Origin of the sequence: uncultured Methylobacterium sp., from assembly GCF_964244095.1 — a bacterium.
Taxonomy (GTDB): Bacteria; Pseudomonadota; Alphaproteobacteria; order Rhizobiales; family Beijerinckiaceae; genus Methylobacterium.
This window is the reverse complement of sequence record NZ_CAXTHR010000041.1, coordinates 1-13,259: the sequence shown is the minus strand read 5'-3', so window position 1 is coordinate 13,259 and position 13,259 is coordinate 1. Positions and strand designations below refer to the sequence as shown.

Sequence of the window (13,259 nt, the reverse complement as noted above, 5' to 3'; positions counted from 1 at the left end):
GGCGAGGCGCGGGCCGAAAGTAAAGCGCGGGGAGGCGAGGACGTGACGGCTGTCGAAGCGGATGAAACCGGGTCCGTGGCCGTGGTCGGCTGCGGCACCCTCGGGGCGAGCTGGGCTGCGCTGTTCCTGGCCCACGGCTTCGACGTCGCCGCCTACGACACCGCCCCAGGGTTCGAGGAAGGGCTGCGGGCCTCGGTCGCGCACCATCTTGGGCAGCTCGCCGAGCTCGGCCCGGTCGCCGCCGGCCGGCTCACCGTCCACGCGGCGATTGCGGACGCGGTCTCCGGCGCGGTCTTCGTGCAGGAGAACGCCCCCGAGACCGAGGCGGTGAAGCGCGCGGTGTTGGCCGACCTCGACGCGCTGGCGGCGCCGGGCGTGATCGTCGCGTCGAGCACCTCGGCGATGCTGCGCAGCCGCATCGTCGCCGACTGCGCCACGCCGGAGCGGATCGTCGTCGCCCACCCGTTCCATCCGCCCCACCTCGTGCCGCTCGTCGAGATCGTCGCCGGCAACGCTGCAATCGCCGAGCGTGCCGCCGCGTTCTACGCGCGCCTCGGGCGCCGCCCAGTGGTCCTGCTCAAGGAGATGCCCGGGCACATCGCCAACCGCCTCGCCTCGGCGCTGTACCGCGAGGCGGTGAACCTCGTGGCCGAGAATGTGGCCAGCGTCGCCGACATCGACGCCGCGTTGTGCAACGGGCCCGGCCTGCGCTGGGCGGCGATGGGCCCGCACATGACCTACCACCTCGGCGGCGGGGCCGGCGGCATCCGGCGCTACCTCGACCATCTCGGGCCGAGCCAGGTCCGCCGCTGGGAGAGCCTCGGCACCCCGGATCTGACCGAGGCGGTGAAGGACGCGATCGTCGCCGGCATCGCCGAGGAGGCCGCCGGCCGCACGCTGCCCGAACTGGAAGCCCGCCGCGACCGCGCGCTGATCGACATCCTGAAGGCGCGGACGGAGGTGGCGGGGCGATAACCGGCCCGGTCGGCCGCCGCCATGCCTCGCACGCATCGCGACGGCCGTTCCCATCGTGCTATGCGCCACACCCTTCCGAACCGATCGGGCCGCCCTTGCCGTGAACGCCGTCATGATCATCGTCCCGGTCTTCGGGATCATCCTGATCGGCTGGGGTGCGGCGGTCGCTGGGCTCCTGTCCGACAAGGTCAGCGACGGGTTGTCGGAATACGTCTTCGCCATCGCCGTGCCGGCGCTGATCGTCGCGACGCTGACCCGGCCCGGCCTCGAGGGCGAGGTCGCCTGGGGCTACTGGATCGCCTATTTCGGCGGCGCCGGCGTGTCGTGGCTCGCCGGAACGCTGATCGCCCGGCGCCGCGCCGGCATCGGCCGGCAGGGCGCGATCCTGCACGGCTTCGCGGCCAGCCAGTCGAACACCATCTTCGTCGGCGTGCCGACGATCCTCCAGGCCTACGGCGAGGAGGGCGCGTTCCCGCTGTTCCTGCTGCTCGCCGTCCACCTGCCGCTGATGATGGGCTGCGCTACCTTCCTGATCGAGGCGGAGGCGGGGCGCTCGCTGTGGCAGCGCCTGCGCGGCCTCGGCCGCGTGCTGATCCGCAACCCGATCTTCGTGGCCCTGCTCGCCGGCATGGCGCTGAAGGGCGGCGGCATCGTGCCGTCGGGCATCCCGAAGGCGCTGATCGACATGTTCGCGGCCACCGCCTCGACCTGCGCGCTGATCGCGCTCGGCGCCGGGCTGAGGCGCTACCGCGTGCTGTTCGACCTGCCCGGCGCGGTGGTGATCGCGCTCCTGAAGCTCGTCGTCCACCCGCTGGTGGTCTGGCTGCTTGCGACCCGGGTCTTTGCGATGCCGCCGGCCTATGCCGGCGTCGCCACGCTGTTTGCCGCGATGCCCGTCGGCATCAACGCCTACCTGCTGGCGGTGCGCTACCGGACCGAGACCGGCCTGGTCGCCGCCTCCCTGCTGGTCTCGACGCTGCTCGCCCCGTTCACGACCATCGCGTGGCTGACGCTGCTCGGCCGCGCCTGACTTGGAGCCGGCAACGACCCGGATCGGTGGAAGAACGGCCGGCGACGGTTATGTTGTCGGTCAACGGACCGGCGGCGGAACGCGGACCGCGCCGGCCCGACATCTTGGGAGGGACCGACCATGAACGCACCGATGCGCGCGCCCGCCGGCAGTGCAGGCCCCTCGGCCCCCGCCTCGGCCGCCTTCGTCTGGGACGACCCGTTCCTCCTCGACGACCAGCTCACGGACGACGAGCGCGCGATCCGCGACACCGCCCACGCCTTCGCGCAGGAGCGGCTGCTGCCCGGCATCGTCGAGGCCTACGCGCAGGAGAAGACCGATCCGGACCTGTTCCGTCAGATGGGCGCGCTCGGGCTGCTGGGCGTGACCCTGCCGGAGGAATACGGCTGCGCCGGCGCCTCCTACGTCGCCTACGGCCTCGTCGCGCGCGCCGTCGAGCGGGTCGATTCCGGCTACCGCTCGATGATGAGCGTGCAGTCCTCGCTGGTGATGTACCCGATCCACGCCTACGGCTCGGAGGCGCAGCGCAGGAAGTTCCTGCCGAATCTCGCCTCGGGCGACTTCATCGGCTGCTTCGGCCTGACCGAGCCGGACGCGGGCTCCGATCCCGGCGGCATGAAGACGAAGGCGCAAAAGATCGACGGCGGCTACCGGCTCTCGGGCGCCAAGATGTGGATCTCGAACGCGCCCTTCGCCGACGTGTTCGTGGTCTGGGCGAAGTCCGACGCGCATGACAGCGCGATCCGCGGCTTCATCCTGGAAAAGGGCATGACGGGGCTCTCGGCCCCGACGCTGAAGGGCAAGCTCAGCTTGCGCGCCTCGACCACGGGCGAGATCGTCATGGACGGCGTCGAGGTCGGCGAGGATGCGCTGCTGCCCGGCGTGTCCGGCCTGAAGGGGCCGTTCGGCTGCCTCAACCGGGCGCGCTACGGCATCGCGTGGGGCGTGATGGGCGCGGCCGAGGATTGCTGGCACCGGGCGCGGTCCTACACCCTGGAACGCAGGCAGTTCGGCCGGCCCCTGGCGCAGACCCAGCTCGTCCAGAAGAAGCTCGCCGACATGCAGACCGAGATCACGCTTGGGCTTCAGGCGAGCCTGCGGGTCGGACGCCTGATGGACGAGGGCCGCATGGCGCCGGAGATGATCTCGCTGATCAAGCGCAACAATTGCGGCAAGGCGCTCGACATCGCGAGGCAAGCCCGCGACATGCACGGCGGCAACGGCATCATGGGCGAATACCACGTGATGCGCCACGCCCAGAACCTCGAGACGGTCAACACCTACGAGGGCACCCACGACGTCCACGCCCTGATCCTCGGCCGCGCGCAGACCGGGTTGCAGGCGTTCTTCTGAAGTCGGCAATGAACGGTTCCGGTTTCCACGCGTTCAACCTGCACAGCGGGCCGGTGATGGCGTTTCGTTCCATCGGGACGAAGCCGATGCCGGCTCGGACCTTTGTGGACCCCCGGGCGGTCATCGGGCGGGCGGTCCCCCTAATCAAGAGGATGAGCAGGCCATGAAGCGACTTCTGATCGCGTCCGCGTTGACGCTCGGCGCCGCGGCGATGCTGCCGGCGAGCGTGAGTGCCCAGGGCTTGGCGACCAAGAGCGGCGGCTTCGCCGCCGCCGGCGGCATGCGGGGCGGCGGCCTCGGTGGCGGCGGCATGCGGGGCGGCGGCGGCTTCGGCAACCGGGGCGCCTTCGGAGGCAACCGGGGCGGCTTTGCCGGCAACGGCGGCGGCCTCGGCAATCGCGGCGGGTTCGGCGCGGGCCGGGGCCTTGCGGGCAACCGCGGCGGCTTCGGCAACCCGGGCATCGCCCGCGGCTACGGGCGTGGGTATGGCGGCTACGGGCGCGGCCTCGGCTACGGTGCCGCGGGTCTCGGGCTCGGCCTCGCCGCCGGCGGCCTCGGCTACGGGTATGGCGGATACGGCTACGACAACGGCTATTACGGCGGCGGATACGCACCGACGGCCTACGGCTACGATGAGGGCTACGCCCAGGTCGAGACCGAAGCCGCCCCTGCGGGCGCCGACGCGGTGGATTACTGCGTCCAGCGATTCCGGTCCTACGATCGCCGCTCCGGCACCTATCTCGGCAACGACGGCCAGCGTCATTCCTGTCCGTAGGATCGCCTGACCGGCACGACGACATCGCGCCCCGCGGCCCCCATGGCACGCGGGGCTTTTTGCTGCCGTCCATCGGGGACGGGGGGCCTACCACGAGGAAGCAGGGCGATGACGGCGGACGAGATCGACGACCTTAATCGCGCACGCGCCGTGCTCGCGCGCCAGCGCAACGCCATGACGAAGCGGCTCGCCGGCATCGAGCTCGCCCCGGTCTCGATGGCCGAGGACCTGACCCGCATCCTCGTCGCGATCGAGGCCGTGGACCGGGCGCTGACCGCCGAGGGCCGGCCCTACCTGGCGCCGGACCTGCGCACCGAGGGCTAGGTCGTGAACTCATAAGTTGGGTGTTGGATCGGTAGGGTGTCTGGGTGGTTTCCTTTGGTCATGGAGGAGGCGATGGGACGCTACAATCTGACGAACCAGGAATGGGCGGCGCTCGCGCCGGTTCCGCCGACGGACGTTCGCGGCAAGGAGCGGGTGGACGATCGGCGGGTGCTGAACGGGATCTTCCGGCGTCTGCGCACGGGTGCGCCGTGGGCGGAGATCCCGTCGCGCTACGCCCCGGTGACCACGTGCGGCAACCGCTTCCGGCGCTGGCGCAAGCGCGGGGTGTGGGATCGTGTTCTGGCTGCGGTGTCAGCGGCTTACGACGGCGACATCCAGATGATCGACGCCACCAGCGTGCGCATGCATCAGCACGCGGCCACCGCTAAAAAAAGACGACCGATCGCGTTGCATGGGTCGCTCGCGCGGCAGCCTGAGCATCAAGATCCACGAGCAAGATCCACACGCTTGTCGACGCCGAGGGCCGGCCCATCCGCCCTCAAGCTGACCGAGGGTCAGGCCCACGACCGCAAGGTCGCCGACGACATGCTGGGCGGCCTCGGCGACGGTCAGATCCTGCTCGGTGATCGAGCCTACGACAGCGACAAACGCCGTCGGCGGCTCGCCGAGCAGGGCGCTGGGGCCAGCGTTCGGCCGATGCCCAACCGCAAGAACGTTCCGGCCTTCAGCCCGTTCCTCTATCGCTATCGCAATCTCGTCGAACGCTTCTTCAGCAAGATCAAACACTTCCGGGCCATCGCAACGCGCTACGACAGGGACCCGGAAAACTATCTCGCCAGCGTCAAGCTCGCAGCCATCCGTATCTGGCTCCGAACTAATGAGTTCACGACCTAAGGCGACCGCACGGACGGGTTTTCGAGCGATCGAGGCCGGTCGCGGCGGCTCAGCCGCCCGGCCCGGGCGCCTGCCGCCGGGCGAAGCGGCGGCGTAGCGCGATCGAGATCAGCGCGAAGGCGGCGAGCCCGCCCAGGCCGCCGACCATCCGCGGCGTCACCAGCGCCCGGAGACTCAGCGCGTCGGTGCAATCGAGGCCGCCCGCGGCGAGGCAGGCGGTCTTGGCCTCTGCGTGTGCGGCGACGACGTCCTCGATGCCGGCCCCCGTCGCCGCGTAGACGAAGGCGCCGGGCAAGAGCCCGCAGGCGGTGGCGAGCACGAAGGTGCGCAGCCGCACCCCGAAGGCCGCGGGGCCGAGATTGGTCATCCAGAACGGGAACAGCGGCAGCAGCCGCAGGAACACGATGTAGCCGAAGGCGTCGCGCCGGAACCCGTCGGCGAGCGCGGCGAGCCGCGGCCCCGCCGCCCGGCGCAGCAGGTCCGAGGCGGGGCCGCGGCCGATCGCGAACACGATCGCGGCGCCCGTCGTCGCCGCGCAGACGGCAACGAGCCCGCCCGCAATGACGCCGAACAGGAAGCCGCAGACCATCGTCAGGATCAGGGTGGCCGGCACCGAGACGACGACCGCGCCGACGTAGATCAGGTAGGCGAGGACCAGGGCGCGCGGCCGGTCGGCCTCGACGACGCCGCGCAGCCACAGGCGGGATTCGAGCAGCCGGTCGAGGCTGAGGAGTTGCGCGGCGCCCGAGACCAGGACCGCGATCGACAGCCCGAGCAGCAGCGCCAGCGGCAACCAGCGCATCGCGCGCCGCATCCGGCTCCTCGCAGGCTCCGGGGGCATCGCGCGATCCGCGGGTCAGCCCGGCTTTCGCATCCGCAGGATCTTGAAGAACCCGCCTGGGAAGGTCGGGGCGACGCCGATGAACGCGACGCCGTTGCGCCGCGCCCACGCCTCGATCCGGGTCGCCTTGAAGTCCGACGACCAGCCGATCCGGGTGCAGAGCGGGGCGACGATCTCCTCGACCTTGGCCACAGGCCCCTCGGTCTGGCCGAAATGGTTGGCGAGCACGATGCCGCCGCCGGGGCGCACCACGCGCAGGAACTCCGACAAGGCGGCCTCCGGGTCCGGCACCAGGGTGATGAGGAACTGCGCCACCACCGCGTCGAACGACGCGTCGGCGTAGCCGAGGCGGCAGACGTCCATCACCTGCAGGCCCTTCACGTGGGCGAGCCCGCGCCGCTGCACCTTGCGCCGGGCGCGCCGCAGCATGTCCTCCGAGAGGTCGACGCCGCAGACGAAGCTGCCGCGCGGATAGTAGCCGAGCGCGAGGCCGGTGCCGACGCCGGCTTCCAGGATGCGTGGGCCGCTTTCGGCGGCCGCATCGACGGCCGCGCGGGCCGCCGGTTCGGTGAGCTTGTCGTAGACCACGTCGTAGACCGGGGCCCAGCGGGCATAGGCCCTGCGCATCAGGGCAGTGCTCGGCCCGGCCTCCTGCGGCTCGCTCGGCATGCGCGTTCTCTTACGGTCTGAGGGGACGGATCGGTTCAGGCGGCCCGGGCCGCGGCGACGGAGGCCGCATCGATGCGCCGGATGGTGCCGCCGCCGAGCACCTGCGCGCGCGGGTCTTCGTCGGCGTAGATCGCGCAGGCCTGGCCCGGCGAGACGCCGTCCTCCGGCACCGCCAGGATCACCTCGGCGGTGGCGGTTGCGGGATCGTAGTCGAGCCGGGCACGGCGCGGCTCGCGGGTCGAGCGCACGCGCACCGCCACCGGACGGTCGAGGACGGGACCCGGGGCCCCGAGCCAGTTCACGTCGGTGAGCCGGATGCGGTGGGTCGCCAGCGCGGCGCGCGGCCCGACCACGACGCGGGCGGTCTCGGGCTCCAGCCGCACGACGTAGAGCGGTTCGGGCGAGGCGAGGCGAAGCCCCCGGCGCTGGCCGACGGTGTAGTGGATGATGCCATCGTGGCGCCCGAGCGCGAGGCCCGCGAGGTCAACGATCTCGCCGGGCCGCGCCGCGTCGGGGCGCAGGCGCGCGATCACGTCGGCGTAGCGGCCCTGCGGCACGAAGCAGATGTCCTGGCTGTCGGGCTTTTCGGACACGGCCAGTTCGAGTTCGCGGGCCAGGCGCCGCGTCTCGTGCTTGGGCAGTTCGCCCAAGGGAAAGCGCAGGAAATCCAGTTGCGCCTGCGTCGTCGCGGACAGGAAGTAGCTCTGGTCGCGTGCCGGATCGAGGGCGCGGTAGAGGGCACGGCGGCCGGGCTCGCCCGACACCGGCCGGCTCGCGACGTAGTGGCCGGTGGCGAGGCAGTCGGCGTCGAGGTCGCGCGCGGTGGCGAGCAGGTCGCGGAACTTGATCGAGCGGTTGCACTCGACGCAGGGGATCGGCGTCTCGCCGGCGAGGTAGCTGTCCGCGAACCGGTCGATCACCGCATCGCGAAACCGGTCCTCGTAGTCGAGGACGTAGTGCGGGATGCCGAGCCGCTCCGCGACGCGGCGGGCGTCGTGGATGTCCTGGCCGGCGCAGCAGGCGCCCTTGCGGTGGCTCGCGGCGCCGTGGTCGTAGAGCTGGAGCGTGATGCCGACCACGTCGTAGCCCTGGCGCTTCAGGAGGCCCGCCACCACGGAGGAATCGACGCCGCCGGACATGGCGACGACGACGCGCGTCTCGTGGGGGGGCTTGGCAAGGTCGAGGGAGTTCATGGCGCCGGGTCTGGCGGCGGCTCTGGTGTTCGAGGATCGCGCCGCCCGACCTGTCTATAGAGCGTGTCGGAGCGTGTTTCCAGAGCACCGACCGCGGGCGTTCCCGGCGTGCCCCACCCCGGCAAGTCCTGCCGGGCGGGCGGCAACAACCGCCCGGACCTTCGCGCCCCAAGCGTCATGGCGGAGAGAAAATCTTTTTCCATCAAAGACTTGTACGATGATGGCTGCTGGCCTGCCGCTTGCTCCGGGCTTTGGTGCAGGAGTGGGTGCATGGCGGCCGGAACGACGGATTTTGCGGATGTGGCGTCGCGGGGCCCTACCCGTCCGACGGCGCGCGAGACGGCCGCCGCCGCGGCCGCACGCGCGCGCTTCGACCGCGACCTGAACGCGACGAACCGGGCGGCCGACGCCGCCAAGGATGCGGCGCAGGCCCGGGATGCCGCCGGCCGCGCGCGGCACGCGGATGCGGTCGCCGCGGCGCGGGCGGACCGCGCGAAGGCCGCCGAGGCCCGGCCGTCCGCCGCGCCGCCGCGCGCGACCAGGGCTTCCGCACCGGGCGGACCGACGCGGCCGGACCGGGCCGCGACGGATTCGGGCCCGGCGCGCGCGCGGACCGACGCGCACGCAACGGCGCGGACCGGTGCGGGCGCCGGGTCTTTCCCAGCGAAGGCATCGCCGGGCGATGCGGATGAGACGAAGACCGATCCGGACGCCGAGCCGAGGCCCGCCGACATCAAGGCGGCCGACGCGCCCTTGCCGAGCGTCGCGATCGTCCTCGGCAGCGCGGCGCCGGTCGTGCCGGCTCCGGGCGCAACGGCACCGAGCGGCGCATCGGACGCCGCATCGGAGGCCGCGGGCGCCACGGATGCGGGCGCCGCGGCTGCGGGCGGGGTCCCGGCGGTCGCCGGGGAACCGGGCACGCGCGCGGACGGGGCCGGCGAGGCCGGGTCCGGCCCCGATCCGGCGGCACAGGTCGCGGCGAGCGCCGACGTCCTCGCCGGGCCGCCGGCATCCGCCGCGGCGGAGGCCGCCGCGAAACCGCCGCTCGCCGCGATGGGCGCCGGCCCCGCGTCCGGCGCCTCGGAGAAGGACCACGCCGCCCCGGCGGTGCCGCTCGGCCAGGTGCCGATGACGATCGGCCTGCGCTCGCTTGCCGGATCGAACCGGTTCGAGATCCGCCTCGACCCGGCGGAACTCGGGCGCATCGACGTGCGGCTCGACATCGACAAGGACCGCGGCACGGTCACGACCCACCTCGTCGTCGAGCGGATCGACACCCTGGCGATGCTCCAGCGCGATGCCGGCAGCCTGCAGCAGGCGCTGGCCCAGGCCGGGCTCGACCCGTCCGAGGCCGGCATCAACCTGTCGCTGCGCGGCGACGGCGGCGCGGGCGGCGAGGCCGCACGGCGCGACGGACGATCCGAGCGCGGCGGCGCCGTGCCCGGCACCCCTTCCGAGGCCGCGGTCGCGGAGGCCGCGCCGCTGCGCGCGCTCCGCGGTTTGAGCGGCCTCGACATCCGGATCTGAGGAGACACCATCATGGCAGCCGGCATCTCGAGCCTGACGGGCGCGGCCGCGTCGAGCGGCAAGACGAGCACCAGCGCGAGCGGCGATGCGTCGACGCTGGCGAGCAACTTCACGCAGTTCTTGACGCTGCTGACGACGCAGCTCAAGAACCAGAACCCGCTCGACCCGATGGACACCAACCAGTTCACGCAGCAGCTCGTGCAGTTCGCCCAGGTCGAGCAGCAGCTCAAGGGCAACGACCGCCTCGACAGCATCCTGGCGAGTTCGAAGGCGGCGAGCGCGGCCTCCGCTACGAGCTACATCGGCAAGACGGTGACCACCGACGGCACCACCGCCGACCTGAAGGACGGCTCGGCGACCTGGAACCTGACGCCGGCGCGCGCCGCCGCCAAGGCGGTGGTGACGATCTCGGACGCCAAGGGCAACGTCGTCGGCACGCAGACGACCTCGCTCGCCGCCGGCAGCCAGACCTTCGCGTGGAACGGCAAGAACGCGTCGGGGCTCGCGGCAGCCGAGGGCACCTATTCGATCAAGGTCTCGGCCACCGACGCCACGGGCACCAGCGTCGCCGTCGCCACCGCCACCAGCGGCGCGGTGGACGAAGTCGATCTCAGCGGCACGAGCCCGGTGCTGATCATCGGCACCGCGCGGGTGCCGCTGTCGAGCGTGACCTCGATCGGGTTGTCCACAACCTCGGGCTGACGCATCGCATCCGAGCGACCCGCTTCAACATGTTTTAAGCGCGCACCCGTAGGTTCGGGGCTCGACAGGTCAGTCGAGTTGTAGAGCGTATCATGACCGAACCGCACCGCCCGAGAGTGAAATACGTGATCGGGCCCGATGGAAGTCCCCTGACGATCGCCGACCTGCCGCCCACGAGCACCCGACGCTGGGTGATCCGCAGGAAAGCCGAAGTGGTCGCCGCCGTCCGCGGCGGCCTCCTCAGCCTCGAGGAGGCCTGCCAACGCTACACCCTCACCACCGAGGAGTTCCTGAGCTGGCAGTTCTCCATCGACCAGCACGGTCTCGCGGGCCTGCGCACCACGCGCATCCAGCACTACCGCCACTAGAACGTTTTTCCATGATATCCCGATCACGGAAACCGTTCTAACGCCCTGTGTGGTCGCATTTTCTTCACGTGAGCCGGCGTCCACGCAACTGGAAAATGCTCCAACCCACCCCGGATGCGGCCGGCGCGGTGCAGTCCGCGCGGCCGGCCGGAGCCCCTGCAAAGCCGTGTCCGCGTCCCCGCGGGTACGGCTTTGCCGCGTTTGCGCGGCCCCGGCGACGAGGGGCGCAGGCAATCGTTAACCGCCCGCTAACCACGCCCCGGGCAAATTCTGCCGAGCGGGGCCGCCGGTGCCTGCGATGGGTGGATGCGTAGCAGCCGTGAAGCCGGTTCTCGACCTCGTCACCAAGCTCGGACCGGCGCGGCTCGCGGCGATGGCGGCGGTGACGCTGACGCTGATCGGCTTCTTCGCCTTCGTCATCCTGCGGGTCTCGCGCCCCGACATGGGCGTGCTGTTCGCCGACCTGTCGATCCAGGATTCGGCCGCCGTCATCCGCGACCTCGACGCCCGCGGCATCCGCTACGAGACCAAGGGCGAGGCCGGCCAGACGATCATGGCGCCGCGCGCCGACCTCCCCCGCCTGCGCATGGATCTGGCGGGCAAGGGCCTGCCGAGCCAAGCCGGCGTCGGCTACGAGATCTTCGACAAGGGCGACGCCTTCTCCTCCACGAACTTCGTCCAGAATGTGAACCACCTGCGGGCGCTCGAAGGCGAGCTGGCCCGCTCGATCCGGGCGATCGGCCGCGTCCAGGCCGCCCGCGTCCACCTCGTGATGCCCGAGCGCCGGCTGTTCGAGCGCGACCGCGAGCAGCCCAGCGCCGCGATCGTGCTCAAGCTGATGGGCGACCTCGACGCGGGCCAAGTCCGCGCGATCCGGCACCTCGCGGCGTCCGCGGTGGAGGGCCTGAAGCCGGACCGCGTCTCGATCGTCGACGAGCGCGGGCGCCTGCTCGCCGACGGCGCCCGCGGCGCGCAGGCCGAGGCCGGCTTCGAGGAGAAGCAGACCGGCCTGGAGCGCCGCCTGCGCGCGCAGATCGAGGAGATCGTCGCCGGCATCGTCGGACCGGGGCGCACCCGGGTGCAGGTCTCGGCCGAACTCGACCTGAACCGCGTCGAGAGCCGCTCGGAGACCTTCGATCCGGAGAGCCGGGTGGTGCGCTCGACCCAGACCCGCACCGAAGCCTCGCTGACGGCCGGCGCCGAGGGTGCGGTCACCGTCGGCAACGAGCTGCCCGGCGCCAACCAGGACAAGCCGGCGCCGACGAAGGATTCCTCGAACAAGAACGAGGAGACCACGAATTACGAGATTTCCCGCGTCACCAAGACGGAGGTGGTCGAGGGCGGCCGCGTCAAGCGCCTCTCGGTGGCGGTGCTGGTCGACGGCGCCTACGCGCCCGGCCCCGACGGCCGGAGCGTCTACCAGCCCCGCCCCGCCGCCGAGATCGAGCGGATCACCGCGCTGGTGCGCAGCACCGTCGGCTTCGACAAGGCCCGCGGCGACCAGATCGAGGTGGTGAACCTGCGCTTCGCCGAGGCGCCGGCGGCGGCCGACTTCGCCGAGCCGTCCTTGGTCCAGTCGCTGCTGAGCCCGACCCGGGAGGACGTGCTGCGCCTGGTCGAGCTGGCGGTGCTCGCGCTGCTGACGCTGATCGTGCTCCTGGCGGTCGTGCGTCCGCTGCTGCGGCGCGTGCTCGCCTCGGACCCGGTCGCGGCGATGCTGGCGGCGCCCGAGGCGGCGGGCATCGAGGCCGCCGGCGGCGGGGTCCTGGCGCCGCGCGAGAACCAGACCGCCAAGCTGATGGAGTTTGCCAAGATCAACGGGCAGATCCAGGCCGAGACGGTGCAGCGCGTGGTCGACATGGTCCGCGCCAGCCCTTCGGAGACCGTCGAGGTGTTGCGCAACTGGATACAGGAAACGACGTGAGATTCGCGTCTCGACAGATGTGGCGTTGAGGAAAGACCAGGACGATGGCGGCGGGTGCGGGACTGAACCAGGCATTGCAGGGACTCGGCAATTCGGCGTTCGCGTCGATGCCGGGACCGCAGCGGGCGGCCGCGCTGCTGCTGCTGCTGGGGGAGGCCGAGGGCGCGCCGATCTGGCAGCTCCTGGAGGAGGACGAGATCAAGACGGTCTCCCATGCCATGGTTCAGCTCGGCTCGCTGGAGGCGGAGACCGTCGAGAAGCTGATCATCGACTTCGTGTCGCGGCTCTCGACGGGCGGCGGCATCACCTCGAACTACGAGCGCACCGAGTCGCTGCTGCTCAAGATCTTCCCGACCGATCAGGTCTCGATGATCATGGCCGAGATCAAGGGCGCCTCGGGCAAGCGCGTCTGGGCCTCGATCGCGCAGGTCGACCCTGAGATCCTCGCAGCCTTCCTGCGCAACGAGTACCCGCAGACGGTGGCCGTCGTGCTCTCGAAGGTGCGGCCGGACTACGCGGCCAAGGTGCTCACCCTGCTGCCGGAGGAGTTCGCGATCGACGTGCTCAACCGCATGCTGCGGATGGAGACCGTGCAGAAGGAGGCGCTGCGCCACATCGAGGAGACGCTGCGCGTCGAGTTCGTCGCGACCATCGCCCAGACGGCGCGGCGCGACGCGCACGAGATGATGGCCGACGTGTTCAACGCCTTCGACCGCCAGACGG

Annotated in this window: 13 protein-coding genes and 1 pseudogene; 11 read left to right on the top strand and 3 right to left on the bottom strand. The window is 71.5% G+C overall.

Annotated elements, in window-relative coordinates; all coding sequences use genetic code 11:
• Positions 1 to 42: 42 nt before the first annotated feature.
• From ACFE86_RS08995 to ACFE86_RS08970, 6 genes are all read left to right on the top strand, one after another.
• Positions 43 to 975 (top strand): 3-hydroxyacyl-CoA dehydrogenase NAD-binding domain-containing protein, encoded by a 933-nt coding sequence (locus ACFE86_RS08995; protein ID WP_375454987.1) that lies wholly within the window; start codon positions 43 to 45, stop codon positions 973 to 975.
• A gap of 112 nt (positions 976 to 1,087) precedes the next feature.
• Positions 1,088 to 2,005 (top strand): AEC family transporter, encoded by a 918-nt coding sequence (locus ACFE86_RS08990; protein ID WP_375454986.1) that lies wholly within the window; start codon positions 1,088 to 1,090, stop codon positions 2,003 to 2,005.
• 120 nt (positions 2,006 to 2,125) lie between these two features.
• Positions 2,126 to 3,358: an acyl-CoA dehydrogenase gene (locus tag ACFE86_RS08985; protein ID WP_375454985.1), complete on the top strand. Its 1,233-nt coding sequence runs from the start codon at positions 2,126 to 2,128 to the stop codon at positions 3,356 to 3,358.
• A 163-nt stretch (positions 3,359 to 3,521) separates the two neighbouring features.
• A complete protein-coding gene (locus ACFE86_RS08980; protein ID WP_375454984.1) occupies positions 3,522 to 4,133 on the top strand; it encodes a BA14K family protein in 612 nt (203 codons plus the stop codon).
• Between the two features lie 108 nt (positions 4,134 to 4,241).
• Entirely contained in the window at positions 4,242 to 4,457 is a 216-nt protein-coding gene (locus ACFE86_RS08975) for a hypothetical protein (protein WP_375454983.1), read from the top strand.
• Between the two features lie 72 nt (positions 4,458 to 4,529).
• Positions 4,530 to 5,312, top strand: coding sequence for an IS5 family transposase (locus ACFE86_RS08970; RefSeq protein WP_375454982.1), 783 nt, complete (start codon positions 4,530 to 4,532; stop codon positions 5,310 to 5,312).
• Positions 5,313 to 5,361: 49 nt separating this feature from the next.
• On the opposite strand, the gene ACFE86_RS08965 is transcribed toward ACFE86_RS08970, so the two are convergent.
• From ACFE86_RS08965 to mnmA, 3 genes are read right to left on the bottom strand one after another with little or no spacing between them, the layout of a single operon-like run.
• Positions 5,362 to 6,153, bottom strand: a complete 792-nt coding sequence (locus tag ACFE86_RS08965; protein WP_375454981.1) for a TVP38/TMEM64 family protein — start codon at positions 6,151 to 6,153, stop codon at positions 5,362 to 5,364.
• Between the two features lie 15 nt (positions 6,154 to 6,168).
• Positions 6,169 to 6,822 carry a class I SAM-dependent methyltransferase gene (locus ACFE86_RS08960; RefSeq protein ID WP_375454980.1) on the bottom strand — a complete coding sequence of 218 codons (654 nt, stop codon included), beginning with the start codon at positions 6,820 to 6,822 and terminating at the stop codon, positions 6,169 to 6,171.
• Positions 6,823 to 6,857: 35 nt separating this feature from the next.
• Positions 6,858 to 8,015, bottom strand: a complete 1,158-nt coding sequence (gene mnmA / locus ACFE86_RS08955; protein WP_375454979.1) for a tRNA 2-thiouridine(34) synthase MnmA — start codon at positions 8,013 to 8,015, stop codon at positions 6,858 to 6,860.
• A 270-nt stretch (positions 8,016 to 8,285) separates the two neighbouring features.
• Here mnmA and ACFE86_RS08950 point away from each other — a divergent pair, with 270 nt between their 5' ends.
• The 5 genes and pseudogenes from ACFE86_RS08950 to ACFE86_RS08930 form a co-directional block, all read left to right on the top strand.
• Positions 8,286 to 9,542, top strand: a complete 1,257-nt coding sequence (locus ACFE86_RS08950; RefSeq protein ID WP_375454978.1) for a flagellar hook-length control protein FliK — start codon at positions 8,286 to 8,288, stop codon at positions 9,540 to 9,542.
• A 12-nt stretch (positions 9,543 to 9,554) separates the two neighbouring features.
• Positions 9,555 to 10,244, top strand: a complete 690-nt coding sequence (locus tag ACFE86_RS08945) for a flagellar hook assembly protein FlgD (RefSeq protein WP_375454977.1) — start codon at positions 9,555 to 9,557, stop codon at positions 10,242 to 10,244.
• A 92-nt stretch (positions 10,245 to 10,336) separates the two neighbouring features.
• Positions 10,337 to 10,612, top strand: coding sequence for a DUF1153 domain-containing protein (locus ACFE86_RS08940; RefSeq protein ID WP_147728884.1), 276 nt, complete (start codon positions 10,337 to 10,339; stop codon positions 10,610 to 10,612).
• A 319-nt stretch (positions 10,613 to 10,931) separates the two neighbouring features.
• Positions 10,932 to 12,536: a flagellar basal-body MS-ring/collar protein FliF gene (gene fliF / locus ACFE86_RS08935; protein ID WP_375454976.1), complete on the top strand. Its 1,605-nt coding sequence runs from the start codon at positions 10,932 to 10,934 to the stop codon at positions 12,534 to 12,536.
• Between the two features lie 44 nt (positions 12,537 to 12,580).
• Positions 12,581 to 13,259 (top strand): annotated as a pseudogene (locus tag ACFE86_RS08930) (flagellar motor switch protein FliG); the annotation flags it as partial.